At 73.1% G+C, this 24,721-nt stretch carries 23 protein-coding genes; 14 read left to right on the top strand and 9 right to left on the bottom strand.

Annotated features, from left to right (window positions below; translation table 11 throughout):
• The coding region (locus ACZ3YO_RS38335; protein WP_465578716.1) for an acyl-CoA dehydrogenase family protein at positions 1–432 on the top strand (432 nt) is incomplete at its 5' end.
• A 58-nt stretch (positions 433–490) separates the two neighbouring features.
• Here ACZ3YO_RS38335 and ACZ3YO_RS38330 read toward each other — a convergent pair.
• A complete protein-coding gene (locus ACZ3YO_RS38330; RefSeq protein ID WP_465578714.1) occupies positions 491–1,402 on the bottom strand; it encodes a LysR family transcriptional regulator in 912 nt (303 codons plus the stop codon).
• 151 nt (positions 1,403–1,553) lie between these two features.
• Here ACZ3YO_RS38330 and ACZ3YO_RS38325 point away from each other — a divergent pair, with 151 nt between their 5' ends.
• The 3 genes from ACZ3YO_RS38325 (at position 1,554) to ACZ3YO_RS38315 (ending at position 4,426) form a co-directional block, all read left to right on the top strand.
• Positions 1,554–2,417, top strand: a complete 864-nt coding sequence (locus ACZ3YO_RS38325; RefSeq protein ID WP_465578712.1) for an oxidoreductase — start codon at positions 1,554–1,556, stop codon at positions 2,415–2,417.
• Positions 2,418–2,589: 172 nt separating this feature from the next.
• Complete coding sequence (locus ACZ3YO_RS38320) at positions 2,590–3,813, top strand: beta-ketoacyl-[acyl-carrier-protein] synthase family protein (protein ID WP_465578710.1); 1,224 nt, start codon at positions 2,590–2,592, stop codon at positions 3,811–3,813.
• A gap of 115 nt (positions 3,814–3,928) precedes the next feature.
• On the top strand, positions 3,929–4,426 hold the full coding sequence (locus tag ACZ3YO_RS38315; RefSeq protein ID WP_465578708.1) for a GNAT family N-acetyltransferase: 498 nt from the start codon (positions 3,929–3,931) through the stop codon (positions 4,424–4,426).
• Positions 4,427–4,509: 83 nt separating this feature from the next.
• Here the strand turns inward: ACZ3YO_RS38315 and ACZ3YO_RS38310 are convergent, their stop codons facing one another.
• On the bottom strand, positions 4,510–5,121 hold the full coding sequence (locus ACZ3YO_RS38310) for a hypothetical protein (protein WP_465578706.1): 612 nt from the start codon (positions 5,119–5,121) through the stop codon (positions 4,510–4,512).
• A 183-nt stretch (positions 5,122–5,304) separates the two neighbouring features.
• Positions 5,305–5,907, bottom strand: a complete 603-nt coding sequence (locus ACZ3YO_RS38305; RefSeq protein ID WP_465578704.1) for an NAD(P)H-dependent oxidoreductase — start codon at positions 5,905–5,907, stop codon at positions 5,305–5,307.
• 208 nt (positions 5,908–6,115) lie between these two features.
• On the opposite strand from ACZ3YO_RS38305, the gene ACZ3YO_RS38300 reads away from it, so the two are divergent.
• From ACZ3YO_RS38300 to ACZ3YO_RS38290, 3 genes are all read left to right on the top strand, one after another.
• Positions 6,116–7,273, top strand: coding sequence for an alkene reductase (locus ACZ3YO_RS38300; protein ID WP_465578702.1), 1,158 nt, complete (start codon positions 6,116–6,118; stop codon positions 7,271–7,273).
• A 92-nt stretch (positions 7,274–7,365) separates the two neighbouring features.
• Positions 7,366–7,860, top strand: a complete 495-nt coding sequence (locus ACZ3YO_RS38295) for a peptidylprolyl isomerase (RefSeq protein ID WP_396325802.1) — start codon at positions 7,366–7,368, stop codon at positions 7,858–7,860.
• A gap of 130 nt (positions 7,861–7,990) precedes the next feature.
• Entirely contained in the window at positions 7,991–8,806 is an 816-nt protein-coding gene (locus ACZ3YO_RS38290; protein WP_465578699.1) for an arylamine N-acetyltransferase family protein, read from the top strand.
• Positions 8,807–8,880: 74 nt separating this feature from the next.
• Here ACZ3YO_RS38290 and ACZ3YO_RS38285 read toward each other — a convergent pair whose 3' ends face one another.
• Positions 8,881–9,447, bottom strand: a complete 567-nt coding sequence (locus ACZ3YO_RS38285) for an LbetaH domain-containing protein (RefSeq protein ID WP_465578697.1) — start codon at positions 9,445–9,447, stop codon at positions 8,881–8,883.
• A gap of 50 nt (positions 9,448–9,497) precedes the next feature.
• Positions 9,498–10,898: an LCP family protein gene (locus ACZ3YO_RS38280; protein ID WP_465578695.1), complete on the bottom strand. Its 1,401-nt coding sequence runs from the start codon at positions 10,896–10,898 to the stop codon at positions 9,498–9,500.
• Positions 10,899–11,150: 252 nt separating this feature from the next.
• Between ACZ3YO_RS38280 and ACZ3YO_RS38275 the strand changes: the two genes are divergently transcribed.
• The 4 genes from ACZ3YO_RS38275 to ACZ3YO_RS38260 all read left to right on the top strand — a co-directional run bounded on the left by ACZ3YO_RS38275 (position 11,151) and on the right by ACZ3YO_RS38260 (position 15,613).
• On the top strand, positions 11,151–11,237 hold the full coding sequence (locus ACZ3YO_RS38275; RefSeq protein ID WP_352297720.1) for a putative leader peptide: 87 nt from the start codon (positions 11,151–11,153) through the stop codon (positions 11,235–11,237).
• Positions 11,238–11,360: 123 nt separating this feature from the next.
• The gene (ssuE, locus tag ACZ3YO_RS38270) at positions 11,361–11,915 is read left to right on the top strand and encodes an NADPH-dependent FMN reductase (protein ID WP_396325798.1); all 555 of its coding nucleotides are present in this window, start codon (positions 11,361–11,363) and stop codon (positions 11,913–11,915) included.
• Positions 11,916–12,234: 319 nt separating this feature from the next.
• Positions 12,235–13,020 (top strand): ABC transporter ATP-binding protein, encoded by a 786-nt coding sequence (locus tag ACZ3YO_RS38265; RefSeq protein ID WP_396325797.1) that lies wholly within the window; start codon positions 12,235–12,237, stop codon positions 13,018–13,020.
• Between the two features lie 19 nt (positions 13,021–13,039).
• Positions 13,040–15,613, top strand: a complete 2,574-nt coding sequence (locus ACZ3YO_RS38260; RefSeq protein WP_465578692.1) for an ABC transporter permease — start codon at positions 13,040–13,042, stop codon at positions 15,611–15,613.
• Positions 15,614–15,719: 106 nt separating this feature from the next.
• On the opposite strand, the gene ACZ3YO_RS38255 is transcribed toward ACZ3YO_RS38260, so the two are convergent.
• Positions 15,720–17,483 (bottom strand): LCP family protein, encoded by a 1,764-nt coding sequence (locus ACZ3YO_RS38255; RefSeq protein WP_465578690.1) that lies wholly within the window; start codon positions 17,481–17,483, stop codon positions 15,720–15,722.
• A gap of 164 nt (positions 17,484–17,647) precedes the next feature.
• Here ACZ3YO_RS38255 and ACZ3YO_RS38250 point away from each other — a divergent pair, with 164 nt between their 5' ends.
• Positions 17,648–18,688: a glycosyltransferase family 2 protein gene (locus tag ACZ3YO_RS38250; protein WP_396325794.1), complete on the top strand. Its 1,041-nt coding sequence runs from the start codon at positions 17,648–17,650 to the stop codon at positions 18,686–18,688.
• Between the two features lie 65 nt (positions 18,689–18,753).
• Positions 18,754–19,371, top strand: coding sequence for an acyltransferase (locus ACZ3YO_RS38245; protein ID WP_465578688.1), 618 nt, complete (start codon positions 18,754–18,756; stop codon positions 19,369–19,371).
• Positions 19,372–19,436: 65 nt separating this feature from the next.
• Here ACZ3YO_RS38245 and ACZ3YO_RS38240 read toward each other — a convergent pair whose 3' ends face one another.
• The 3 genes from ACZ3YO_RS38240 to ACZ3YO_RS38230 form a co-directional block, all read right to left on the bottom strand.
• Positions 19,437–21,107 carry an LCP family protein gene (locus ACZ3YO_RS38240; RefSeq protein ID WP_465578686.1) on the bottom strand — a complete coding sequence of 557 codons (1,671 nt, stop codon included), beginning with the start codon at positions 21,105–21,107 and terminating at the stop codon, positions 19,437–19,439.
• Between the two features lie 215 nt (positions 21,108–21,322).
• Positions 21,323–22,639 carry an LCP family protein gene (locus tag ACZ3YO_RS38235; protein ID WP_465578684.1) on the bottom strand — a complete coding sequence of 439 codons (1,317 nt, stop codon included), beginning with the start codon at positions 22,637–22,639 and terminating at the stop codon, positions 21,323–21,325.
• A gap of 36 nt (positions 22,640–22,675) precedes the next feature.
• Positions 22,676–23,467 carry a TIGR03089 family protein gene (locus ACZ3YO_RS38230; RefSeq protein ID WP_465578682.1) on the bottom strand — a complete coding sequence of 264 codons (792 nt, stop codon included), beginning with the start codon at positions 23,465–23,467 and terminating at the stop codon, positions 22,676–22,678.
• Between the two features lie 104 nt (positions 23,468–23,571).
• Here ACZ3YO_RS38230 and ACZ3YO_RS38225 point away from each other — a divergent pair, with 104 nt between their 5' ends.
• Entirely contained in the window at positions 23,572–24,708 is a 1,137-nt protein-coding gene (locus ACZ3YO_RS38225) for a peptidoglycan recognition protein family protein (RefSeq protein WP_465578680.1), read from the top strand.
• The last annotated feature ends 13 nt before the right edge of the window (positions 24,709–24,721 follow it).

The raw sequence follows: 24,721 nt of genomic DNA, 5'->3' as shown, positions 1-24,721 counted from the left end.
AAGACGCTGGACCACACGCGGGTGACGATCGCGGCGCAGGCGTTGGGGATCGCGCAGGGGGCGTTGGACTACGCGAAGGGCTATGTGCGTGAGCGTAAGCAGTTCGGGAAGCCGATCGGTGATTTCCAGGGTGTGCAGTTCATGTTGGCGGACATGGCGGTGAAGCTGGAGGCGGCGCGGCAGTTGACGTATGCGGCGGCGGCGCGGTCGCAGCGGACGGATGCGGATCTGACGTTCTTCGGGGCGGCGGCGAAGTGTTTCGCGTCGGACGCGGCGATGGAGATCACGACGGATGCGGTGCAGTTGCTGGGTGGGTACGGGTACACGCGGGACTACCCCTTGGAGCGGATGATGCGGGACGCGAAGATCACGCAGATCTACGAGGGCACCAACCAGATCCAGCGCATCGTCATGGCCCGCAACCTGCCGTAACCCGGCCGCTGTAGGCCGCTGTCGGACGCTCCGCTGCGTCATGGGTTTCGGCCCCCGGTCACTTCGACCCGCCGGGGGCCGGTTCCCTCGGCGGACCCGCCAGTTCGCGCACCACGGCGGCGAATCCGTGCACCAGTGGGTTGTCCGCGCCCTCCGGCCAGGCGAGGGCGACCCGCAGCGGCTCGACGTCGGTGAGCGGGACCCAGACGAGGTCCGGGCGGGCGTAGTAGCGGGCCAGACCGGCCGGGGCGAAGCAGATGGCGGCGCCCTCGGCGACCTGTTCCAGCATCTCCTCGACGTTGTCGTTGGTCGGCCCCCAGCGCGGCGCCGAGCCGTCCGGGCGCGGGTTGACCGCCCACCAGTCGACCCAGGCGCGGGGTGCGCGCTCGGTCCACATCAGCGGCTCGTCGTTGACCTCCAGGACGGAGATGCCCGCGCGCCCGGCCAGCCGGTGGCCGGCGGGCAGTCCGACGACCCGCGGCTCGGTGTGGACGATCTCCGCGTGCAGCCCGGTGAGGTCGGCCGGCAGCCAGACGAAGGCGACGTCCACCCGGCCGTCGCGCAGCCCGTCGGCCTCCTGGCCCCAGTCGAACCGCTTCGGCTCGACCCGTACGCCCGCGTGCCGGCGCGCGAACTCGGCGCGCGCCCGGGTCGTCAACTCGCCCGCGCCGCTGGCCTCGAACCCCACCCGCAGCACCCCGCTCGCCGCCCGCCGGTGCCGCTCGGCGGCAGCCGTGATCCGCTCCGCCTGGGCGACCGTGCGGCGGGCCTCGGCCACCACGTCGAGCCCGGCCGCGGTGGCGGTGACCCCGCCGGAGTGGCGGTCGAAGAGGCGGACGCCGAATTCGGTCTCCAGGTTCCGCAGGGCGTAGGAGAGGGCGGGCTGGCTCACGTACAGACGGGCGGCGGCCCGGCCGAGGTTGCCCTCGTCGGCGATCGCGATCAGGTAGTGCAGCTGGCGCAGCTCCATCCGGTGATCATAAGGACGGTGATCACGCGGTGGGCCATAAAGCATCCTTATCGAGCGACCAGGCATCTGTCTTGGACGCCCGCCGGGCCCGGCTGACATAACTGAGTGCGTCAACTAGCAAGTCTTCCAACGGCTTACGGAGGCACTCCGGATGACCAGTACCACCCCTGAGAAGAACGCGGCCGGCCGGGTCTGGCTGATCACCGGCGCCAACTCCGGCTTCGGCCAGGCGATCGCCGAGGCCGCGCTGGCCGCCGGCGACACCGTGGTGGCGGCCGCCCGCCGCCCCGGGACGCTGGACGCCCTGGCCGCCGCCCACCCTGACCGGGTCGTCCCGGTCCGGCTGGACGTCACCGACCCGGCCGGGATCGCCTCCGTGGTGGCGGACACCCTGCTCTGGTACGGGCGGATCGACGTCCTGGTGAACAACGCCGGGCGCGGGCTGATCGGCGCCGTCGAGGAGTACACCGACCGCGAGCTGCGGGACTTGATGGAGCTGCACTTCTTCGGCCCGGCCACGCTCACCCGCGCCGTCCTGCCGCACATGCGGGCCCAGGGCTCCGGCGCCGTCGTCCAGATGAGCAGTATGGGCGGCCGTTTCTCGTTCCCCGGCGTGGGCGCCTACTCGGCCACCAAGTTCGCGCTTGAGGGCCTCTCCGAGGCGCTGGCGCAGGAGGTAGCCCAGTTCGGCGTCAAGGTGCTGATCGTCGAGCCCGGCTCCTTCCGCACCTCCTTCGCCGGTCCCGGCGCACTCGCCCAGGCCACCGTCATCCCCGCGTACGACTCGGTGGTCGGTCCGGTGCGCGCGGCCCTGCCGGAGAGCGACGGCAAGCAGCCCGGCGACCCGGCCAGGGCCGCCGCCGCGATCCTGTCCGCGCTGTACGCCGAGCGAACCCCGCTGCGGCTGGCGCTCGGGAACGATGCCGTCGATGCCGTCCTCGGCAACCTCCAGGCCGCCGAGAAGGAGCTCCGGGACTGGGAGCCGGTCGGCCGGGGCACCGACTTCCAGGCCTGATCACATGGAGAAACCCCACAACATCTTCGTGGTCGAATCGGTTCCCCTGCACACCTGATCGATCATCACCTCCCTGGCAAGGTGGCAGGTGGGGCGGCTGCTCCCCGCGTCGACCCGACGCGGGGAGTTGTGCCTCTCTCACAATCTCCACAACAGTCAGGGGGTTCGTTCGATGAGTGTCGACAACAACGGTGTGCTGGTCACCGGGCTCGGCGCGACGACGCCGCTCGGCGGGGACGTCGCCTCGACCTGGGCCGGTCTGCTGGCCGGCGACTCGGGCATCCGCGCGATCGAGGAGGAGTGGGCCGACGGCCTGCCGGTCCGGATCGCCGGGCGGCTCAGGGTCGAGCCGTCCGAGGTGCTGGACCGGGTGCAGGCCCGGCGGATGGACCGCTGCGAGCAGGTGGCGCTGGTCGCCGCCCGGCAGGCCTGGGCCGACGCGGGGGCACCCGAGGTGGACCCGGAACGCCTCGCCGTGGTGATCGGCACCGGTACCGGCGGGGCGCTCACCATGCTCGGCCAGGACGACGTGCTGGAGGCGTCCGGGGTGCGGAAGGTCTCCCCGCACACCGTGCCGATGCTGATGGCGAACGGCCCGGCCGCCTGGGTCTCCATCGACCTGGGCGCGCGGGCCGGCGCGCACACCCCGGTGAGCGCCTGCGCGTCCGGCGCCGAGGCGATCGCGATGGGCCTGGACCTGATCCGGCTCGGCCGGGCCGACGTGGTGGTGGCGGGTGGCGCCGAGGCGTGCATCTGCCCGCTGCCGCTGGCCGGGTTCGCCCAGGCCAAGGCCCACTCGACCCGCAACGACGAGCCCGGGCGGGCGTCCCGTCCGTTCGACGTGGACCGGGACGGCTTCGTGATCGGCGAGGGTTCGGTGGTCGTCGTCCTGGAGCGGGCCGGGTTCGCAGCGGCCCGGTCCGCCCGCGCGCACGCCACCCTCGCGGGTGCGGCGGTCACCTCGGACGCGTACCACATCACGGGGGCCGCGGCCGAGGGCCAGGTCCGGGCGATGCGCCGGGCGGTGGCCGAGGCCGGGCTCGCCCCGGGCGACATAGGCCTTGTCCACGCCCACGCCACCTCGACCCCGCTGGGCGACCTGGTCGAGGCCGAGTCGGTCGCCGAGGCGATCGGCCTGCACCCGGCCGTCACGGCGACCAAGTCGATGACCGGCCACCTCTTCGGGGCCGCCGGTGCGGTCGGCGCGCTGGCCGCCGTCCTCGCACTGCGCGACGGCGTCGTGCCGGCCACCCGGAACCTGGAGACCCTGGACCCGGCGGTCAAGCTGGACGTCGTGGCGGGCGCCCCGCGGCGCGGTGCGCTGAGCGCCGCGCTCACCAACTCCTTCGGCTTCGGCGGCCACAACGCGTCCCTGGTCTTCACCCCGGCGCCCTGAGTGCCGGCGCCTCGGAGCCGGCACCTTGAATGCGGCACCCGGGAAGCCGGCGCCTTGCGCGCCGGGGCCCTGAAACCGGGCGACCGTGCCGCCGGCCCTCACTAGGGTGACCGGCATGTCTACGTCGTCGCCTTCGCCCTCGCCGGCCCTGCGCCTGGAGCCGATCACCCCCGCCACCATCGACGCCGCGCTCGCCCTGAAGGTGCGGCCCGACCAGGAGGGGCTGGTGTCGCCGGTGGTGAAGTCCCTGGCCGAGGCGTACGCCCATGGAGACACCGCCTGGCCCCGGCTGGTCTTCGACGGGGACCGGCCGGTCGGGTTCGTGATGGCGTTCCTCGACATCCGCTTCAACCCCGACCAGCCCGGGGACCAGCCGCGCTCCGGCCTCTGGCGCCTCAACATCGGTGCCGAGGAGCAGGGCCGCGGGTACGGGCGCTTCGCCGTCGAGCAGGTCTGCGCGGAGATCCGCCGCCGCGGCGGGCGCCGGGTGACGGTCACCTACGTGCCGGGCGACCACGGGCCGGCCGGGTTCTACGCGAGCCTCGGCTTCCGCCCCACCGGCGAGTTCAGCGGCGACCAGGAGGTGGCCGAGCTCGCTCTGCCGGGGGACTGACCCCGGCCCGTCCGGGCGGCCCGGACGCGTGTGGAGCAGGAGGCCGGTCCGGCCGACCTCCTGCTCCACCGGTGCGCCGGGCGTCAGCCCAGCAGCAGGTACTTGGTCGACAGGACGCTTCCCTGGATGTTGCTGCAGTCGGTGTTCTGGATGGTCTGGCTGTAGGTGAAGCCGGTGGGGATGGTGCACGCCCAGATCCCGTTGGCCGGCTTGCGGAGGTGGAAGGTCGTGGCCTGGACGCCCTGGTTGAGGCTGCACTGGCTCGTGAAGGTGATCCGGTCGTAGGTGAAGGCCGGGGTTGCCATGCAGGCGGTGAGGCCGTCGACCGGAGTCCGCAGGTGGTACGCGTTGGAGGTCACGCCGGGCATCTGGCTGCAGGCGCTGCCCCAGGTGATGGCGTCGTAGACGAAGCCGGGCGCGCTCTTACAGGCGGTCAGCCCGTCGACGGGGGTGCGCAGGTGGAACTGCGGCGCGTTCCAACTACCGGAGCTGCAGGTCCGGTTCATGGACACCTGGTCGTAGACGTAGCCGGCCGGGACGTCGCACGCCCAGGCTCCGTCGAGGCTGGTGACGGCGGTGGTGGCGGCGGAGGCGGTGGTCGCGGTGGCGGCGCCGGAGAGCAGCAGTGCCAGGACGGAGAGGGCGGCGAGCACCAGGCGGACGGCGCCGGTGCGGGCGGTGCGTGCGGCGGACATGGGTCTCCCAAGGGGTGGCCGGTGGTGTGAAGGTCGCACGGTGATTCGGGCAAGGTTTTGTGCCCGCCGCTGGTTCTAGCATGCTCATGTGGATCTCCGCACCCCCGCCGGACGGCAGGGGCGGTTACCCGCCACCGGACGCCCGTCCGTCGGCCATATCCGTCCGTGCGGCCGCTCCCGGGCTCAGTCGAGCAGCGCCGCCGCCTCCCGCCGAGCCTGCTGCAGCCACTGCGCGCGGGTGGCCTCCGTCGAGTCCGTGACGGTCCGGAAGACCACCCGCCGCACGTCGTCCACGCCCACGTAGGGCAGGACGCAGGCCGTCCAGATCCGTTGCAGCGGATCGCCGAACTCGCCGTGCTCGCGCTCCTCCGGGGTGTCGGAGGTGTTCAGCACCAGCGCCCGCCCGGCCCGGAGCAGCCCGGCCGGCTCGCCGTCCGCCGTGCCCAGCTTGTACGCCACCCCGGGCACCAGGACCCGCTGCACCCAGCCGGCCAGGACGGCGGGCGGCATGCCCCACCAGTTCGGGTGGACCAGGACCAGTGCGTCGAGGGTCGCCACCTCGGCCCGGTGCAGGGCGAGTTGCGGGTCGGCGGACTCACCGGCCGCGGCGACGGTCTCCGTCTCCCCGGCGGTCAGTGCCGGCTGGAACCCCTCCGCGTACAGGTCGTGCGCCACCACCTCGCAGCCGTGGCCGCGCAGTTCGTCCGCCACGGCCTCGAACAGCGCGTGGTTGAAGCTCCCCGGCCCCGGATGTGCCAGATAGACCCCGACCCTCAGTGCGCCCATGTCCCGTTCCCCCTCCGTCAGTTGCTCTGTGATGATCCTAGGGTGCGTCGGCGGGCCCCTCCCGGCGGCGCCGGGTGGGGTGTGGCGCCCGTCGCCGGGGTGGGCGGGGTCGGCGGCCGCCCGGTCGCCGGGGGCCGCCCCGGTGTGGGCCGCGCGGTTCGAGGACGGACTTGAACCTGACACTGATGTCAACTTCTACGGTTTGCGCATGACGAACACGACGAACGCGACGAAGACCACGAGCCCGGCCGGGACCACGACCACCACGCAGCCGACCTCGCTCTTCCAGCCGGCCCGCCTCGGTGCGCTGGAGCTGCCGAACCGCCTGGTGATGGCCCCGATGACCCGTACCCGCGCCACCGCGGACGGCGTCCCGCAGCCGATCATGGCCACCTACTACGCCCAGCGGGCCTCCGCCGGCCTGATCATCGCCGAGGCCACCACCCCGAACGCCGTCGGGCAGACCTACGCCGACATCCCGGCGATCCACGCGGAGAAACACGTGGCCGGGTGGCGGCTCGTGACGGAGGCCGTGCACGCGGCGGGCGGCCGGATGTTCCTGCAGCTGCAACACGGCGGGAGGGTCGGCCACCCGGAGAACAGCGGACTGCACCCGGTGGCGCCCTCGGCCGTCGCCCTGCCGGACACCATCCACACCGCGGGCGGCCACCGGGAGGCGGTGGTGCCCCGGGAGATGACCGTCGCCGAGATCCACGAGACGGTCGCCGACTTCGCGGCCGCCGCCCGCAACGCGGTCGAGGCGGGTTTCGCGGGTGTCGAGGTGCACGCGGCCAACGGCTACCTGCTGCACCAGTTCCTGGCCCGGAACACCAACCGTCGCACCGACGCGTACGGCGGCGCGGCCGCCGGCCGCGTCCGGTTCGTCGTCGAGGTGGTGCGGGCGGTCGCGGAGGCGATCGGCCCCGAGCGGGTCGGCGTGCGGATCGCGCCGGGCCTGACCGTCAACGGCATCGAGGAGGGTGACACCGAGGAGATCTACCGGACCCTGCTCGGCGAGCTGGCGGGGGAGGGCCTGGCCTACCTACACGTGGTCTTCGCCGACCCGCAGTCGCCCCTCTTCCGGGAGATCCGGAAGGCCTGGGACGGTGCGCTGATCGCCAACCCGGTCCTCGGCTGGGGCGAGCCCCTCCCGGCGGACGGCGGCCGCTCGGCCGGCGAGCGGCTGCTCGCGGCCGGCGCCGACCTGATCTCCTACGGCCGCGGCTTCCTCGCCAACCCCGACCTGGTCGAGCGCCTGCGCACCGGCGCGCCGCTCAACCCGGTGCGCGGCGCCCAGATGTACGCGAGCGGCGCGGAGGGGTACACGGACTACCCCGTGCTCGCCGCCGAGCCGGCCGCCGCCTGACGCCGGTGCCGCCTGCCCCGGGCCGTTAGCGCCCTGTGACCGCAGGCCGGGGTCGTCGCGCGTCGCGGGGGGCGGCATGCCATGATCCCTGCATGGGTTCCAACGTTTACTTCGACATCACCATCAACGACGAGCCGGCCGGCCGGATCGTCTTCAAGCTCTTCGACGACATCGTCCCGAAGACCGCCCAGAACTTCCGCGAGCTGGCCACCGGCCAGCACGGCTTCGGCTACAAGGGCTCGTCCTTCCACCGTGTGATCCCGGGCTTCATGCTCCAGGGCGGCGACTTCACCCGTGGTGACGGCACCGGCGGCAAGAGCATCTACGGCGAGAAGTTCGCGGACGAGAACTTCCAGCTCAAGCACACCAAGCCGGGCCAGCTCTCGATGGCCAACGCCGGCCGGAACACCAACGGCTCGCAGTTCTTCATCACCACCATCGTGACCGACTGGCTGGACGGCAAGCACGTCGTCTTCGGCGAGGTCGTCGAAAACCTGGAGCTGGTGACGAAGATCGAGTCGCTCGGCTCGCAGAGCGGCCGCACCAAGGCGAAGATCACCATCGCCGACTCGGGCATCGTGGAGTAGTTCCGCCCGCCTCGAGGCGCTGTGGAGCAGGACGTCGGCCCGGCCGACTTCCTGCTCCTCGCCGTTTCCGGGCCCCGGAGCGTGCCCTAGGACCAAGGACCGATGGCCGAACGGAGCCCGGCGCGATGGAATGGGTGGTGTGGAACATCCTTCATCGACCGGCGGCGGGCTGACCGCCGCGCAGGTGGACGCCTACCTCGCCCGGATCGGCGCGGTCCGGCCCGGTCGGCCCTCCGAGGCCGCGCTGGCGCAGCTGCAGCGCGCGCATCTGGACGCCGTGCCGTTCGAGAACCTGAGCGTGCACCTCGGCGAGCCCGTGCTGCTCGGAGCCGGCGCGCTGTTCGAGAAGATCGTCACCCGGCGCCGCGGCGGATTCTGCTACGAACTCAACGCCTCCTTCGCGGCCCTGCTGCGCGCACTCGGCTACCGGGTGAGCCTGCTCGGCGCGCGCGTCTTCGACGGGGACCGCCTCGGGCCGCCGTTCGACCACCTCGCCCTGCGGGTGGACCTCGACGGGCCCTGGCTGGCCGACGTCGGGTTCGGACGGTTCAGCCGGCTCCCGCTGCGCCTGGACGACCGCGGGCAACAGCCGGACCCAGCGGGGGAGTTCACCATCACCCCGTACGGCGGCGACGAGCTCGACGTGCGGATGGACGGCGAGCCGCAGTACCGGCTCGGCCTGCGCCCGTACGAGCCGGCCGACTTCGTGCCGACCTGCTGGTGGCAGGCCACCTCGCCGGACTCGCACTTCACCCACTCGACCACCTGCTCGCTGCCGGCCCCGGACGGCGGCCGGGTCACCCTGAGCGGCACCCGTCTGATCCGCACCGGCGCCGACGGCGGGCGCACCGAGGAACTCCTCGACGAGGCCGCGGCGTTGGCCGCCTACCGTTCGTTCTTCGGCATCGCCCTGGACCGCCTCCCCACGGTGCTGCACCCGCGGTAGCGGGAAGCCGGTGACCGGAGGAGGGGAGTCGGACCGGCCGGTCGGGTGCGCGGAACAGCGGACCAGGCGGCCGGCTAGCGCAGGTCGGCCGGGGCCCGCCCCGCCTCGCCGGGGGCCCCGCCGGCAGCCACCCCGCCGGCAGCCACCTCACCGGGAGCCTCACCGGGCGTCAGCTCGTCCGGAGCCGCTGCGCCCGCCGCCCACGAGCCCTCACGCAGGCCCACCCTGCGGGCCGGAGCGCCGGCCCAGATCTCGCCGGGGCCGGTCGAGCGGGTGAGGACGGCGTTGGCGCCGACGACGGTGCCCGCGCCGACGGTCAGCACGCCCTCCTTGCAGACCACCTTGGCTCCCGTGCAGAGCACCGCGCCGTCCTCCACCACCACCCGCCGCATCGCGCTCCGCTCCTGCGGCACCCACGGGTCGGCCCGCCCGATCGTCACGCCGTTGTAGAGCGTCACGCCGGCGCCGAGCGTGGTGTTCGGGTGCAGGACGGTGCCGAAGCCGCGGTGGAAGACGGTCAGTCCGGGCCCGATCGCGGCGGCGGCCGGCACCTCCATCCCGTAGAACGCGAGCGCCTCCTGGACCAGGCGGCCCAGGAGGCGGTGACGGCGGCGGTAGATCAGCGCGGTGACGAGTGACATCCACCCATTGTGCCGATGGCGTCACGCCGCGTCACGTGTGGTCGCGGGGGTTACTTCGTGTCCGGGACGGCCGTGTCGTTCTTGAACGCGTCGAAGACCTGCTTGGCCTTGGCGCTGTCCCACTTGACCGCAGACTCACCGGTGTTGGTCTTGAAGTCCGGGTTGGCGATCGGCACGGTGATGCTCTTGCCGCCCCCGCCGTTGACGTCCTTCATCGCGAGGAAGAGCGAGCCGAGGTCGGTCAGGCCGGCGTCGTCGTCGACGATCAGGGTGCCGAGGCCGGAGTCCACCAGCGGGTAGAAGGTGAAGGGGTTCAGCAGGGTGGCGGGCGAGGCGGCCTGCTTGGCCAGTGCGCCGAGGAACTTCTGCTGGTTGCGCATCCGGCCGAGGTCCTGGTCGGCCATCTGGTGGCGCTGGCGGACGAAGGCGAGCGCCTGGGTGCCGGTGAGGTTCTGGCAGCCGGCCTTGAGGTCGAGGCCGGAGTCCTTGTCCTTGACGTCCTGGTCGATGCACATGTCCACGCCGCCGACCGAGTCGACGATGCCGACGAACCCGGCGAAGCCGATCTCGGCGTAGTGGTCGATGCGGATGCCGGTGTTCTGCTCGACGGTCTGGGCGAGCAGCTTGCCGCCGCCCGCCGCGAAGGCCGAGTTGATCTTCGAGGTGGTGGCCTTGACGGTCTTCCCGTTGTCGCCGGGGTGCTCGGGGATCGGTACCCAGGAGTCACGCGGGATGCTCATCAGGGTGTTCCCGTTGTCCCCGATGTGCAGGACCATCATCGAGTCGCTGCGCTTGCCGCCCGCGTGGCCGGTGTGCAGGTCCTCCTCCTGCGAGTCGGACAGGCCGTTGCGGCTGTCGGAGCCGACGATCAGCCAGTTGGTGCCCTTGCCGGCGGCGGGGCGGCCCGCGTAGTCGGTGAGCACGTTCTCGTGGTTCAGCTTGGAGCCGGCCCAGAACCAGGTCGAGACGGCGGTCACCATCATCGCGATCAGGACGCCGAACACCGACCACTTGATGATCCGGCGCCGCGGCCAGCGCGACGGGCTGGCGGCCGAGGGCGGCTGGGTGCCGCCCGGGGCTATCGGCCCGCCGGGGCCACCGGCGCCACCGGTCGCCCCCGGCCCCTGCGCGGGCACCCCGGGCCGAGTGCCCGGCTGCCCGTGCGACGGCGGCTGCCCGTAGCCCTGGGACGGCCCGTACCCGGGCGCCTGCGCCGGAACCGGCGCCTGCCCGCCGGACGGCTGCCCGTACTCCTGTGGCTGCCGCTGCGCGGGGGCCCCGGGCCCGCGCGGGTTCAGCGAAGCCGGCAGCGGCGGTTCGGCCGCCGTACCGCCCCCGCTGTGTCCGTACGCGCCGCCGTTGCCGCTGCCGCCGCCATGGGGGTCCCCCCAGCCAAAGGCTGGGGAAGGGTTCCCGCCGCCGCCCGGGCGGCCCTCCTGCCACGTGTTCATGTGGGAGAGGATGCCCGACGCCGGGTGCGGTGACTCCCCCCGGGGCCCCCACCAGGCGCCTTGTAGCAGTTTTGATGCACGTGCCGGATCGTTCCGCCGCAAGTTCGCGCGGGGCGGACCCGGCGGCCGACGCCGCGGCGGCCGAGCCCCCAGCGCGCACCACCGCGGCCCACTACCGCGTCCCACCATCCTTCTCGCCCCTGGTTCACCTGCCGGAACAATCCTTGACCGGCCGGAACGCTGCGTGTTTGCATGACTGCCATGGATCAGCGATGGACCCTCACGCGTCGGCGGCACGTCGACCTTCAGCGTGTGTCCTGTTCGCTCTGTCGTGGCTGACGCGCGCCCGTCGAACCCTCTCCAGCTCCCGCACCGCTCCGCACCCTGCTCCGCCGCTGCCCGCGCAGCGTGCGCCCCGCAGCCGTAGCGCCGTCCCCGCTTCCCGCCCCAGAGGTGAACTCCATGGCCACCGTCCTGTCCGTTTCCGGCTCGCCGTCCGCGACGTCCCGCACCACCCGCCTGCTGCGCCACGTCGACGCGCAGCTCGAAGCCCGCGGCCACCACGTCGTCCCGTTCGAGGTGCGCAGCCTGCCCGCGCACGCGCTGCTCTCGGCGGACTTCTCCCACCCCGAGATCGTCGCCGCCCTGGAGCTGTTCGCCCGGGCGGACGGCATCGTCATCGGCACCCCCGTCTACAAGGCCGCGTACTCGGGCCTGCTGAAGACCCTGCTGGACGTGCTCCCGCAGTACGCGCTGACCGGCAAGGCCGTCCTGCCGCTGGCCACCGGCGGCTCCACCGCGCACGTGCTGGCGGTGGACTACGCACTGCGCCCGGTGCTCAGCTCGATGGGCGCCGGCCACATCACCCAGGGCTGGTTCGTGCTCGACCGCCACATCACCGTCCGGGAGGACGGCGGCACCGCGATCGAGCGGGAGACGGACGTGCTGCTGACGCCGGTGGTGGAGGCCTTCGCCGCCGCGCTGGAGCGGCTCGCCGTGCCCGCGCTCACCGGCTGACGGCCTTCGGGAACGGCCCCGTACGGGCCGACCCCGACCCGGGTGGCGGCTACCCCTAGGGGGAGGGGCGCCGCGCCCCGTACAACTACGGTTGAGGCGCTTCATACCGGCGGATGACGAGCGATCGTGCCGCCGCTCCTAACGTGGATCACATCCCCGCCCGTCCGAGGAGGGTCCGGTTCTGTCGGGTCGGCAGCCAGGTCCACCGGAAGGGTGGAGCTGACTCCCGGTCGAGGACTCTCTCCTGCACCCTGTCGCAGCACAGGTGGCAGCGGCAAGGCTGGGGGTAACGGGTGGGCCCACTTCTTAGGAGAATCCAGTGACGACGGCAGCAGCCGTGTACGACCCCCAGCTTCCCGGCGGCGCGGCCGCCGTCGCCGCCTCGGCCCGTCAGGTGACCAAGGCCTACGGCACCGGCGAGACCAGGGTCACCGCGCTGGACGCGGTGGACGTGGACATCCAGCGCGGCCGCTTCACCGCGATCATGGGCCCCTCGGGTTCGGGCAAGTCGACCCTGATGCACTGCCTGGCCGGCCTGGACACCGTGTCCGAGGGCCGGATCCGGATCGGTGACACCGAGATCACCGGCCTCAAGGACAAGCAGCTCACCAAGCTGCGCCGGGACAAGATCGGCTTCATCTTCCAGGCGTTCAACCTGCTCCCGACGCTGAACGCGCTGGAGAACATCACGCTCCCGATGGACATCGCCGGCCGCAAGCCGGACACCGCCTGGCTGAACCAGGTGGTCGAGACGGTGGGGCTGGCCGACCGGCTCAAGCACCGCCCGACCCAGCTCTCCGGCGGACAGCAGCAGCGTGTCGCGGTGGCCCGGGCGCTGGCCGCCCGCCCCGAGATCATCTTCGGGGACGAGCCCACCGGCAACCTCGACTCGCGCTCCGGCGCCGAGGTGCTGACCTTCCTGCGCCGCTCGGTCGACGAGCTCGGCCAGACCATCGTCATGGTCACCCACGACCCGGTCGCCGCCGGCTACGCGGACCGCGTGCTCTTCCTCGCCGACGGCGTGATCGTCGACGAGATGCACGCCCCCACCGCCGACTCCGTCCTCGAACGCATGCGCCGTTTCGACGGCAAGCGCACCAGCTGAGCGGGCGGGACACAGACTCATGCTGCTCAAGACGTCACTGAGAACCTTCTTCGCCCACAAGGGGCGGATGGTGCTCTCGCTGATCGCGGTCGTGCTGTCGGTCGCGTTCGTGTCCGGCACCCTGGTGTTCTCCAACACCGCCACCAGCACCTTCGACAGGCTCTTCGCCTCGACCGCCTCCGACATATCCGTCCAGCCGGCCAAGGCCGACGGTGACGAGCCGGACCAGCCGGCCGGCAGGGTCGCCACCGTGCCGGCCGACGTGGTCCAGAAGGCCGCGGCCGCGCCCGGGGTCAAGCAGGCTCTCGGCCAGGTCTTCGTCGGCAGCGCCGTGCTGGTCGACCCGCTCACCAACAAGCAGATCGGCCCGACCGGCGGCGCCCCGACACTGACCGGCAACTGGACCGACACCCCGCGCAACTCGGTCGAGATCACCAGCGGCCACGTGCCGCAGGGCGGCGACCAGATCGTGCTGGACGCCGACACGGCGAAGAAGGCGAAGCTCGGCCTCGGTGCCAAGGTGCGCGTCATCACCGCCACCAACGGCAACCACGACTTCACCCTCGCCGGAATCGCCACCTTCAAGACCACCAACCCGGGTGCGGCGCTCGCCTTCCTGGACACCCCGACGGCGCAGCAGGACCTCCTCGGGAAGGCCGAGTTCACGTCGGTCGAGGTCTTCGGCGACGGCAGCCGCTCCAACGACCAGCTCAAGGCCGACGCGCTCGGCAAGCTGGGCGCCGGCTACCAGGTGAAGACCGCGGCCGAGCAGAAGGAGGAGAACAACAAGAGCGTCGGTTCCTTCCTCAACTTCATGAAGTACGCGATGCTCGGCTTCGCCGGTATCTCGCTGCTGGTCGGCGGCTTCCTGATCATCAACACCTTCTCCATGCTGGTCGCCCAGCGCACCCGTGAGATCGGCCTGCTGCGCGCCATCGGCGGTAGCCGCAAGCAGGTCAACCGCTCGGTGCTGGTGGAGGCGCTGATCCTCGGCCTGCTCGGTTCGACGCTGGGCCTCGGTGCCGGCCTCGGCCTGGCGACCGGCCTCATCCAGCTGATGAAGGCCGTCGGGATGAACCTCAGCGCGACCGATCTGCAGATCGGGCTGAACGTGCCGGTCGCCGCGTACGCGGTCGGCATCGTGATCACCGTGTTGGCCGCCTGGATCCCCGCGCGCCGGGCCAGCAAGATCGCTCCGATCGCGGCCCTGCGTGACCACGGCACCCCGGCCGAGGCCCGCTCCAACGTGGTCCGCACCGTCGTCGGCCTCGTGCTGACCGCCGGTGGTGGCGGCCTGCTGGTGCTGGCGGCCAAGGCCGGCAAGGCCGCCACCGGCGGCCAGTACCTGGGCCTCGGCGTGCTGCTCACCCTGATCGGCTTCGTCGTCCTCGGCCCGCTGCTGGCCACCACGGTGGTCCGGGGGCTCGGCGCCGTGCTGCCGGCCCTGTTCGGCCCGTCCGGCAGGCTGGCCCAGCGCAACGCGATGCGCAACCCGCGCCGTACGGGGGCCACGGCGGCCGCGCTGATGATCGGGCTGGCGCTGGTGATCGGCGCCTCCGTCTTCACCTCCTCGATGGTCAAGTCGACCAACGAGCAGATCGACAAGTCGGTCGGTGCCGACTACGTCATCTCCAGCAGCCAGGGCATCATCGGCGAGGCGATGGTCCAGGCGGCGAAGAAGACCCCGGGCGTGGCGCACGTCACCGAGCAGAAGGAACTGCGGGGGGTGAAGATCAACGTGCCGGACGGCCGGACGGTGACCACGGGCATCTCCGCGGTCTCGGCGGACTTCACCGACGACTTCCGGCTCCCGGTCAAGTCCGGCGCGGCCGGCTCGCTGAACCAGGGCTCGCTGGCGATCGGCGAGGACCTCGCCAAGGACTACGGCCTCAAGGTCGGCGACACGGTCAAGCTGGACTACGGCCAGGGTCGGGCCCAGTCCGTGCCGGTCGGGGTGGTGATGTCCAAGGGCGACTCGCTCTTCAACGGCGCCACGTTCGTGGGCATCGACACCGTGGCCAAGGCCATCCCGGCGGCCGAGATGCCGCTCGACGTGCAGATCTACGGCAAGGCCGCGGCCGGCGCCGACGTCGCCAAGACGCTCGCCGCGCTGGAGGAGTCGCTCAAGGACTACCCGCAGCTCAAGGTCCGGGACCAGGCCGGCTACAAGGACCTCGTCCAGCAGCAGATCAACACCCTGCTCTACATGATCTACGGCCTGCTCGGCCTGGCGATCGTGGTCGCGGTGCTCGGTGTGATCAACACCCTGGCGCTCTCGGTGGTCGAGCGGACCCGCGAGATCGGCCTGCTCCGGGCGATCGGGCTCTCCCGCCGCCAGCTGCGCCGGATGATCCGGCTGGAGTCCGTGGTGATCGCCCTGTTCGGCGCGATCCTCGGTACCGGCCTCGGCCTGGCCTGGGGAATCACCGGGCAGCAGGTCCTCAAGGAGCAGGGCCTGGCGACGCTGGCCGTGCCGACCGGCACGATCGTGGTCACGCTGGTCGCCTCGGTGGTCATCGGCCTGGTCGCCGCCCTCGTCCCGGCCTTCCGGGCCGGGCGGATGAACGTCCTCGCGGCGATCGCGACGGACTGACCCCCCCGGATCGGGGGACCGGGGGACGGCAGGGGCCGGGTGCGCGACAGCACCCGGCCCCTGCCGCGTACCCGCCTCGGCCGGGTCCTGTCCGGAGGATCAGGGCCTAAGGACAGATGATGTCCGTCGCCCGCTCGGCCGTCACCGGCACGGAAGGCGCCGCCGTGGCGGCCGGAGAGGCCGGAGCCGGTGAAGAGGCCGGGGGCGGCGGAGGCGCGGGCGGACCGGACGCGCCAGGCCCCCCGCTCGGACTCGCGCTCGGACTCGCGCCAGGCCCCCCGCTCGGACTCGCGCCCGGACTCGCGCCCGGACTCGCGCCAGGCCCCCCGCCCGGACTCGCGCCAGGCCCCCCGCTCGGACTCGCGCTAGGACTCGCGCCAGGCCCCCCGCTCGGACTCGCGCTAGGACTCGCGCTAGGACTCGCGCTCGGACTCGCGCTCGCCGACGCACCCGGGGCCGCCGGGTAGTCCGCGCCCGCGAACACCTGCAGGGTGGGCCCGAGCCCCGGAACGGTCGCGAGCTCCGCGCCCGGCAGGGCGGCCGCCAGCGTCCGCGCCGACTCGGCCCAGCGCGGGTCGTACCGGACCACCGTCCGGCCGGGCGCCGTCCCGGCGGGGGCGTTGGACGGCGCGCCGGTGGTGGCGAAGCCGGCCCGTCGCAGGTCGCCGTCGACCCGCGCGCCGAGCCCGACGACCCCGGCCGCGTTGAACACCTGGACGTGCACCTGCTCCGGCGCGACGGCGGTCGCGGTGGCAGCGGCCGGACCGGCGGCCCCGGCCGGCGTCGGACCGGAAGCCCCGGCCGGCGCCGGAGCCGGAACCGCCGAGGGCGACGTCTCCGCCGTCCCGTCCCCCAGTGGACGCCCGGCCCGCACCGCGTCGAACAGGGCCCGCGCCCCGGCCTGGTCCCAGAGCACCGTCGAGCCCCACCCGCTCACCGGGTGGTCGACCTGCGCCAGCGGCACCGTCGCGAAGTCCGCCCGGCCCGTCGACAGCTCCTTCATCCGGGTGGCCAGGGTGATCAGGTCGTCCGCGGTGAGGTCCTTGTCGGCCTTGACCGAGCCGAGCAGGCTGTCGGTCACCCGGGCCAGCCGGACCGGGTTGAGCAGGGTGCCGCCACTGGTGACCTGGTGCAGCAACTGGGCGACGAGCTTCTGCTGCCGGTGCATCCGCCCCAGGTCGGAGCTGGCGTCCACATGCCGGGCGCGGACGTACTTGAGCGCCCCGGCGCCGTCCAGGGTGCTGGTGCCGGCCGGCAGGTCGAGCCCGGAGTACTCGTCCTTGAGCGGCTTGGCGGTGCACACCTTCACGCCGCCGACGGCGTCCACGGCGGAGACGAACCCGGCGAAGTCGACCTGGAGGTAGTGGTCGATCCGCAACCCGGTGTTCTGCTCGACGGTGGCGACGGTGAGCTGCGGCCCGCCCATCCCGTACGCCGCGTTGATCTTGCCCTTGGCGGCCGGGACCTCCTTGCGGGTGATCCGGTCCCGGTGGGCGGGGATGTCCACGTACGAGTCACGGGGGATGCTGACCACGCTGGCCCGGGCGCCGTCCCCGGCGAGCTGGACGATCATCATGGTGTCGGTGCAGTGGCACGACTCGCCCCCGGCGTGCAGCACGTCCTTGAGGGTCCTCTCGGGGATGCCGTCCCGTTCGTCGGTGCCGACCACCAGGAAGGTGGTGGAGCCGTCGTCGGCGGGCCGGGCCTGGTCGCCGCTGAAGGCGTCGACCCGGTCGATCGAGCCGAGGCCGTGCAGCACCGCCCAGCCGCCGCAGGAGGTGGCGAGGACGCTGAAGGCGATGCCGGCGGCCAGCCGGCTGGGCCAGGCGCGGCGCCGCCCGGGCGGGGCGTGCAGGGGGGAGACGGGCATCTCTCGGATGGTAGGGGCGGTCCGCTCCGGGCTGGGTGAGGGCGCGCCGGGGGTGAGGAGTACGGTGGGCCTCGTCGATGAAACGTTCCTCCGGTGAAGGGTGTGCGGAGGTACCCGAACCGGGACAAGACGGCGACCCTTCGGCACCGGTACGGTTGGCCCCGATGAACACCAAGGCTGCTGAGGAGCTGCCGGCGGTCTCCGTGATCATGCCGGTGCTCAACGAGGAACGACACCTGCGTACGGCCGTCCGGCACATCCTGGAACAGGACTACGCCGGGCCGATGGAGGTGGTGATCGCCCTCGGCCCGTCCACCGACCGCACCGCGCAGATCGCCGCCGAGCTGACCGCCGAGGACCCGCGGGTCCGTACCGTGGAGAACCCCACCGGCCGCACGCCCGCCGGTCTGAACGCGGCGATCCGGGGGTCCAGCCACCCGATAGTGGTCCGCGTCGACGGTCACGGCCTGCTGACCCCCGGCTACATCACCACGGCGGTCCGGCTGCTCGGCGACATGGAGGCCGCCAATGTCGGCGGCATCATGCACGCCGAGGGCGAGACCGACTGGGAGAACGCGGTCGCCGCCGCGATGACCTCCAAGATCGGTGTCGGCAACGCGGCCTTCCACACCGGCGGCCTGGCCGGCCCGGCGGACACCGTCTACCTCGGGGTGTTCCGGCGCGAGGTGCTGGAGAGGCTCGGCGGCTACAACGAGGAGTTCGTCCGCGCCCAGGACTGGGAGCTCAACTACCGCATCCGCCAGGACGGCGGCCTGGTCTGGTTCACCCCGCAGCTGCGGGTCACCTACCGCCCGCGCCCCACCGTGCGGGCGCTGGCCAAGCAGTACAAGGACTACGGGCGTTGGCGCCGGGTGGTCACCCGCTACCACCGGGGCTCGGTCAACTTCCGCTACCTCGCCCCGCCGGCCGCCTTCCTGGGCGTCACCCTCGGGCTGGTGCTCGGCGCCGCCGTCCACCCGGCGTTCCTCGCGGTGCCCGCCGCCTACCTGCTGGGCATCCTCGGCGGCGCGGTGGTCGTGGGCCGCGGCCTCCCGGCGAAGGCAAAGGCACTGCTGCCGGTCGCCTTCGCGACCATGCACCTCAGCTGGGGCTTCGGCTTCCTCACCTCGCCGCGCTCGCTGGCGCGCCGGGTGATCGGCAGCCGCGCCCCGGCCGCCACCGACGTCGTGGCCGAGGTCGGCTGACCCGATCCGGCCAATCCCGCCGACCCGCCCTCGTGCCCCCTGCGCCGACGCTATCGTCGGGCGCCATGGGGACAGTTGAGGGCGGGCCCGTCGCCGGTGCCCGCGTCGAGCCGACCGCGGACGTGGACGACCGGGCGGTGCTCGGCTCCGGGACGACCGTCTGGCACCTCGCCCAGGTGCGGGAGGACGCCGTGGTCGGCGCCGACTGCATCATCGGCCGCGGCGCCTACGTCGGCCCGGGCGTGCGGATCGGAGACCGCGTCAAGCTGCAGAACCACGCGCTGGTGTACGAGCCCGCCGTGGTCGAGGACGGCGTGTTCGTCGGCCCGGCGGCCGTGCTCACCAACGACCTCTACCCGCGCTCCGTCGACGTCGACGGGAAGCTGAAGCGCGGCGACGACTGGCACGCCCGCGGGGTGACGCTCCGCGAGGGCTGCTCGGTCGGCGGCCGCGCCGTCCTCGTCGCCGGGGTGACGGTCGGCCGCTGGGCGCTGGTCGCCGCAGGCGCCGTGGTGCACCGCGACGTCCCGGACTTCGCCCTGGTGGCCGGCGTCCCGGCCCGCCGGATCAAGTGGGTCGGCCGGGCCGGCGAGCCGCTGGAGCCGGACGGCCCGGACCACTGGCGCTGCCCGCGCACCGGCGAGCGGTACCGCGAGACCGACGGCACCCTCGCGCCGCTCTAGGTCTCGGCCGGCCGGTCCTGCCGGGCGCGCGACCGGCCGGCCAGGACCTGGAGGCGTCCCGGCCGCTACTTGGCGCAGACGTCGGTGTCGTCCGCCTGGACGCGCTGGAGGTCCTTGGGCGCCTCGGTCGGCGCGGCGCCCGGGGTGGCCGCAGCCGTCAGCACGTCCTTGCCGAGCACCAGGACCAGAGCGTCCCTGGCACCCGCCTTCGGGTCCTCCCTGACCGCATCGGCCGGCAGGCCGAGGGCGGCGGCCAGCGCGGCGGCCTCGGCGGCCTTCCCGGCCGGGTACGCGACCGAAGTGGTGGGCGTGGCAGGTGCGTTGGCGGCGGTCGCGGCCTTGGAGAAGCTCTTCGCCTGGAGCTTGTCGACGGCCTGCTGCGCCTGCCCGGGCGTCCCGCTGCCGTTGCGCACGATCACCCGGACGTCCTTGGCGTCCACCGCGGGGGTGGTGGCCGTCGGCGAGGGTGCCGGCGCTGCCGCGGCCTCCGGGGTGGTGGCCCCGGGGGCGGCCGGGGCGGCAGGGGCCGCCGTCTCGGTCAGCGAGCGGTCGTTCGCGACCAGCGAGAACACCTGCCCGGCGTCCGGCTGCTTCAGCACCAGCCGGTTCTCGTCCTTCGGGTCGTCCAGCACCGGCACGGTGGCGAAGGTGATGTTCTTGGTGTCGACCTTGCTGACGTCCAGCGCCAGGTCCTTCAGCTTGTCGACGCTGCCGATACCGGAGTCCACGGTGAGCGCCTTGGTGGCGGCGTCGGCGAGCTTCCACAGCTTGGTCGGGCTGGTCAGCGTGTCGCTGCTCTTGACCGAGCGGATCATCGAGCTGATGAACTGCTGCTGGAGCGGGATCCGGGTGAGGTCCCCGCCCAGGCCGACGGCGTGCCGGGTGCGGACGAAGGCCAGCGCCTCGTCTCCCTGCACCACGTGCCGGCCCTTGGTCATCTTCAGGTGGGAGTCCGGGTCGTTGATGTCCTTGGCCGCGCACACCTCGACTCCGCCGACGGCGGTGGAGAGCGTCTTCACGGCATCGAAGTTGACCATGACGAAATGGTCGACCCGGATACCCGTCATCTTCTCGACGGTCTTCCAGGTGCAGCCCGGATCGCGTCCCTCCTGCCCGAGGCTCTCGTTGAACATCGCCCGTGCCGAGCCGGGGATCTTCTTTCCGGTATCGGTGTCGCACTCCGGGACCGGCACCATCAGATCGCGCGGAATGCTGATCACGGTCGCGTTGCTGCGGTCCTTGGCGACGTGGAAGAGCAGGGTGGTGTCGGCGTGCCCGGCACTGCCCTCGTCGCCGTACTCGCGGCCCAGGCCCTCCCGGCTGTCTGTTCCGATCACCAGGATGTTCAGCGCGTCACCGGCCGCCTTGGGCCGCTCCTCCTCGCTGCCCAGCTGCACCTTGACGGCGGTGATGTTGTCGTTGAAGTGCTGGTACGCGTAGTAGGCGCCGCCGCAGCCGGCCACCAGGACCAGCGCGCCGACCCCGGCCGTCCACTTCAGCGCCCGGCGCCGCCGGTTGCGCCTGGCCGCGCCCCTGCGGCGGTGTCCGGTCCGGCCGCCGGGGTGACCGGGCTCGGTGGCGGCTTCCGGTGCGGCGGCCGCGGAACCCGGTTCGGGGGCGGCCGCCCGGCGGCGCTGCGCGGGGATGCCCGCGCCCGGGTCGAGCCGGTACTGCCCGGTGTCGGGGTCGAGCACCCACTGGTCGGCGGGGTCGACCTCCTGCCTGTCCTGCTGCACGGGGGTTCCCTCCCTCCGACCGGTCTGCACGGGTCGGCGCGCGTGCCGCGCACCGACCCGGACACACTAGACGAGCCGCATGGGGGAATTGTTCCTGATGTGATCTCCGCCATGTCCGGAAACCCCAATTCACCAGGCAATCAGGCGCCTGGGAATTCCCGGGGAATGCCCGGCAGCCCCATGATCTGTACACAAAAGGGTGACCCGGCCCGCGGTCAATGGATCGCGCAGGAGTCCACGTCGGCGGTGCGCCCCTCGAAGGAGGGCGGCGCCGTGGCGGAGGGTGACGCCCCGGCAGCCCGGTCCGCCCCGGCCGGCGCTGTCGCCCCGGCAGCCGCACTCGGCGCGGCGGTCGCGCTCGATGTCGGAGTAGGTCCCGTGCTCGGCCGCGCGCTCGCTCCCGCCGAGCTCGGTCCCGCCGTGGTCGGAGCGGCGGACCCCGGCGGGCGGACGGCGACCGGACGGTCGTCGCGCAGCGCCGTGAACAGCTGCGTGGTCTGCGGCTGCACGAACTCGTCCCGGTCCGAGTCGAAGCGGTACGGGCGGCGCGGCGCGGTCAGGAACACCACGTCGGAGGAGGGGATCCCGCGCAGGTCCTGGGTCAGGTCGTAGAGCGCGCCCAGCGAGGAGAGCCCGCCGTCGGCCTTGACCGAGGAGGTCGCCGCGTCCAGCACCGGCCAGAGCCGGGCCGGGTTGAGCAGCACGCCCTGCGACTGCACCTTGCGGATCAGCGCGGCCAGGAACTGCTGCTGACGGCCCATCCGCTGGGTGTCGCTGCCGTCGCCGAGGGTCTCCCGGGCGCGGACGTAGCCGAGCGCCTGCTCGCCGTGCAGGGTCTGCCGCCCGGCCGGGAGGTCCAGCTTGGCGTCCTTGTCGTGGATCGCCTGCGGTACGCACACCTCGACCCCGTCGACGGCGTCGACCATGGACTTGAACCCGGTGAAGTCGAGGATCACGTAGTGGTCGATCCGGATGCCGCTCAGCTGCTCCACGGTCCGGATCGAGCAGGCCGGGCCGCCGGTCTCGAAGGCCGCGTTGAACTGCAGCAGCGCGGGCCGGCTCCGGGTGCCGTCCGGCTTCTCGCAGGCGGGGACGGTGACCATGACGTCGCGGGGGATGGAGACCGCCGTCGCGTGCCTCCGGTCCGCCGCCAGGTGCAGCAGGATTGTGGTGTCCGAGCGCTGCCCGCCGGCCTCGCCGTACGAGGCGTTGGTGCCGGTGCGGTCGTCGCTGCCGATCAGCAGGATGTTCTCGGCACCCTTGGCCCCGGAGGTGCGGCTGGGCCGTTCGGCCTCCAGCCGGGCCAGCAGCCGGTCGGTGGTGGAGTCGGTCTGGATGTTCCCGTCGAGCTTGCGGTAGGCGATCCAGAGCAGCGCGCCGCAGGCGACCAGCAGGAAGGCGAGGACGCCGGCGGTGATCATCAGCCACCGCCGGCGCCGTCGTCCGGGTGCGGTCGGGGTGTCCGGGGCCTCGGCGGCGTCCCGGGGAGGGGGGTTGTCGGTCGGGGGGTGCTCGGTGTCGTCCTCGGCCATGGCAGGGATCCCTACCCGCCGGGCCGGGGCCGGGAGTTACCCGAGGCGCAGTGTCACCCGTTCGGATTCGGTCCGCTTCTCCCACTGCTCGGCGCTGAGGCCCTCCGAGTTGCGGCAGAGCACCACCGAGGCGCCGGCCGCCAGCGGCGCCAGCAGGCCGGCCTCCAGGCCCGACCAGTCGTCGAACGAGAGGGTCGAGAGCACCCGGTCGCCGGTCTTGATGCCGAGCCGGGCGGCACCCTCCCGGGCCAGCTGCACGGTCTGGTCACCGGTCAGCTTCAGCGGCAGGCCGTCCACCCCGGTCTCCAGCGCGGGCGCGTCCGGCGTGACGGGGGAGTACGGCGCGAACCGGTCGCCCTGGCCGGGCACCTCGGCGGCGTAGTCCAGGAAGCCGTCCGGGCGCTGCGGGAAGCGGCCGCCGAGCGGGCGCAGCGCGAGGGCCACCCGCTCGCCCTCGCAGGCCTGGGCGGACTCCAGGCCGTCCGGGCCGCTGACCACCAGGTCGGCGTCGGCGGGCTCGCCGCCGGGGACCGCCGCCACCCCGACGGACCAGCAGGCCAGCAGCCAGACGGCGCTCTGCCAGTGGGCGGGCAGCAGCAGCGCGGCGCGGTCGCCCGGGCCGGCGTTCAGCTCGTCCTGGAGGAGGTTGGCGGTCTTGGCCACCCAGTTGTCGAAGGTCCGGGCGGAGAGCTCCACCCGTTCGCCGGTGGCGTCGTCGTAGAAGGTGACCAGCGGGGCCGCGGGATCGACTGAAGGAGTGCCACCTCGCAGGTATGCGTGCAGCAGCTCGACGGGGGTTCGGGCATCGGCAGCGAAAGGCGCAGTCATGGTGCGCCCCAGCCTACGGCCTTCGGGTGGGCGACCGGGAGGGGTGCCCGGGAGGGTGCGAGGCGGCGTGGCGGGCACGGCGATTTACCGTGAACATCCCTTTTATGCGCATCTCTCTCCCGGCGGCCCTCCCCGCCGCCGTCCTCGCCGGCTGCACCGCCGTGCTACTCCTCCAACCGGCCGCCACCGGCGCCCCGGCCGGCCCGGCCCCGCGGTACCGCACCTCGGCCGGCGGAGGCTCCGTCACCGCCCTGCCGCTGCCGGGCGGCCGGGCCATGCCCCCGAGCACCACCCGCCCGTTCGAGCTGCTCGGCGTCGGCTGGGACGGCCCGGCCGGCGCGCTCGCGGGCGGCTCGGTCCGGGTCCGCACCAGGGACGCCGCCACCGGGATCTGGACCGGCTGGCACACCCTGGAGGCGGACGGCGAGGACGGGCCGGACACGGCCTCGACGGACGCCGGGCCGCACGGCGCGACGGCCCCGCTCTGGACCGGGCGCAGCGACGGTGTCGCCGTCGAGGTCACCCCCGGCCCCGGCGGCCTGCCGGCCGGCCTGCGGGTCGAACTGGTCGACCCGGGCGAGGGCGCCGCCCCCGCCACAGCCCGGACGCTGCCGGCCAGGCCGTCGGACGGGCACCAGGCCCCGCGGCCCGCCATCGTCACCCGGGCCGGCTGGGGCGCCGACGAGTCCCTTCGGGACCCGGACTTCGAGTACACCGGCCCGGTCCGGGCGGTCTTCGTCCACCACACCGCCAGCGCCACCGCGTACGACTGCGCGGACGCGCCCCGGGTGATCAGGGGCATCTACCAGTACCACGTGCAGACCAACGGCTGGCGGGACATCGGCTACAACTTCCTGGTCGACCGCTGCGGCACCGTCTACGAGGGCCGGGCCGGCGGCGCCGAGCTGCCGGTGCACGGCGCGCACACCCTCGGCTTCAACACCGACTCGGCGGGCGTCGCCGCGATCGGCACCTACGTCACCGACCTCCCCCCGCTGGCCCTGCTCGACGGCCTCGCCCGGACGGCCGCCTGGAAACTCGGCCTCACCGGCCAGGACCCGGCCGGCACCACCGAGCTGACCTCCACCTCCGACGGCAGCCTCTACCCCAAGGACACGGTGGTCACCTTCGACGCCATCTCCGGCCACCGCGACGCCTTCGCCACCGAGTGCCCCGGCTCCGCCCTCTACCCCCTCCTCCCCACCATCCGCTCCCACGCCGTGTACCTCCAGACACACTGACCCCGGCCCGTCG

The sequence above is a fragment of the Kitasatospora sp. NPDC022785 genome, from assembly GCF_055561295.1.
This window is presented reverse-complemented; position numbering and strand designations above follow the sequence as displayed.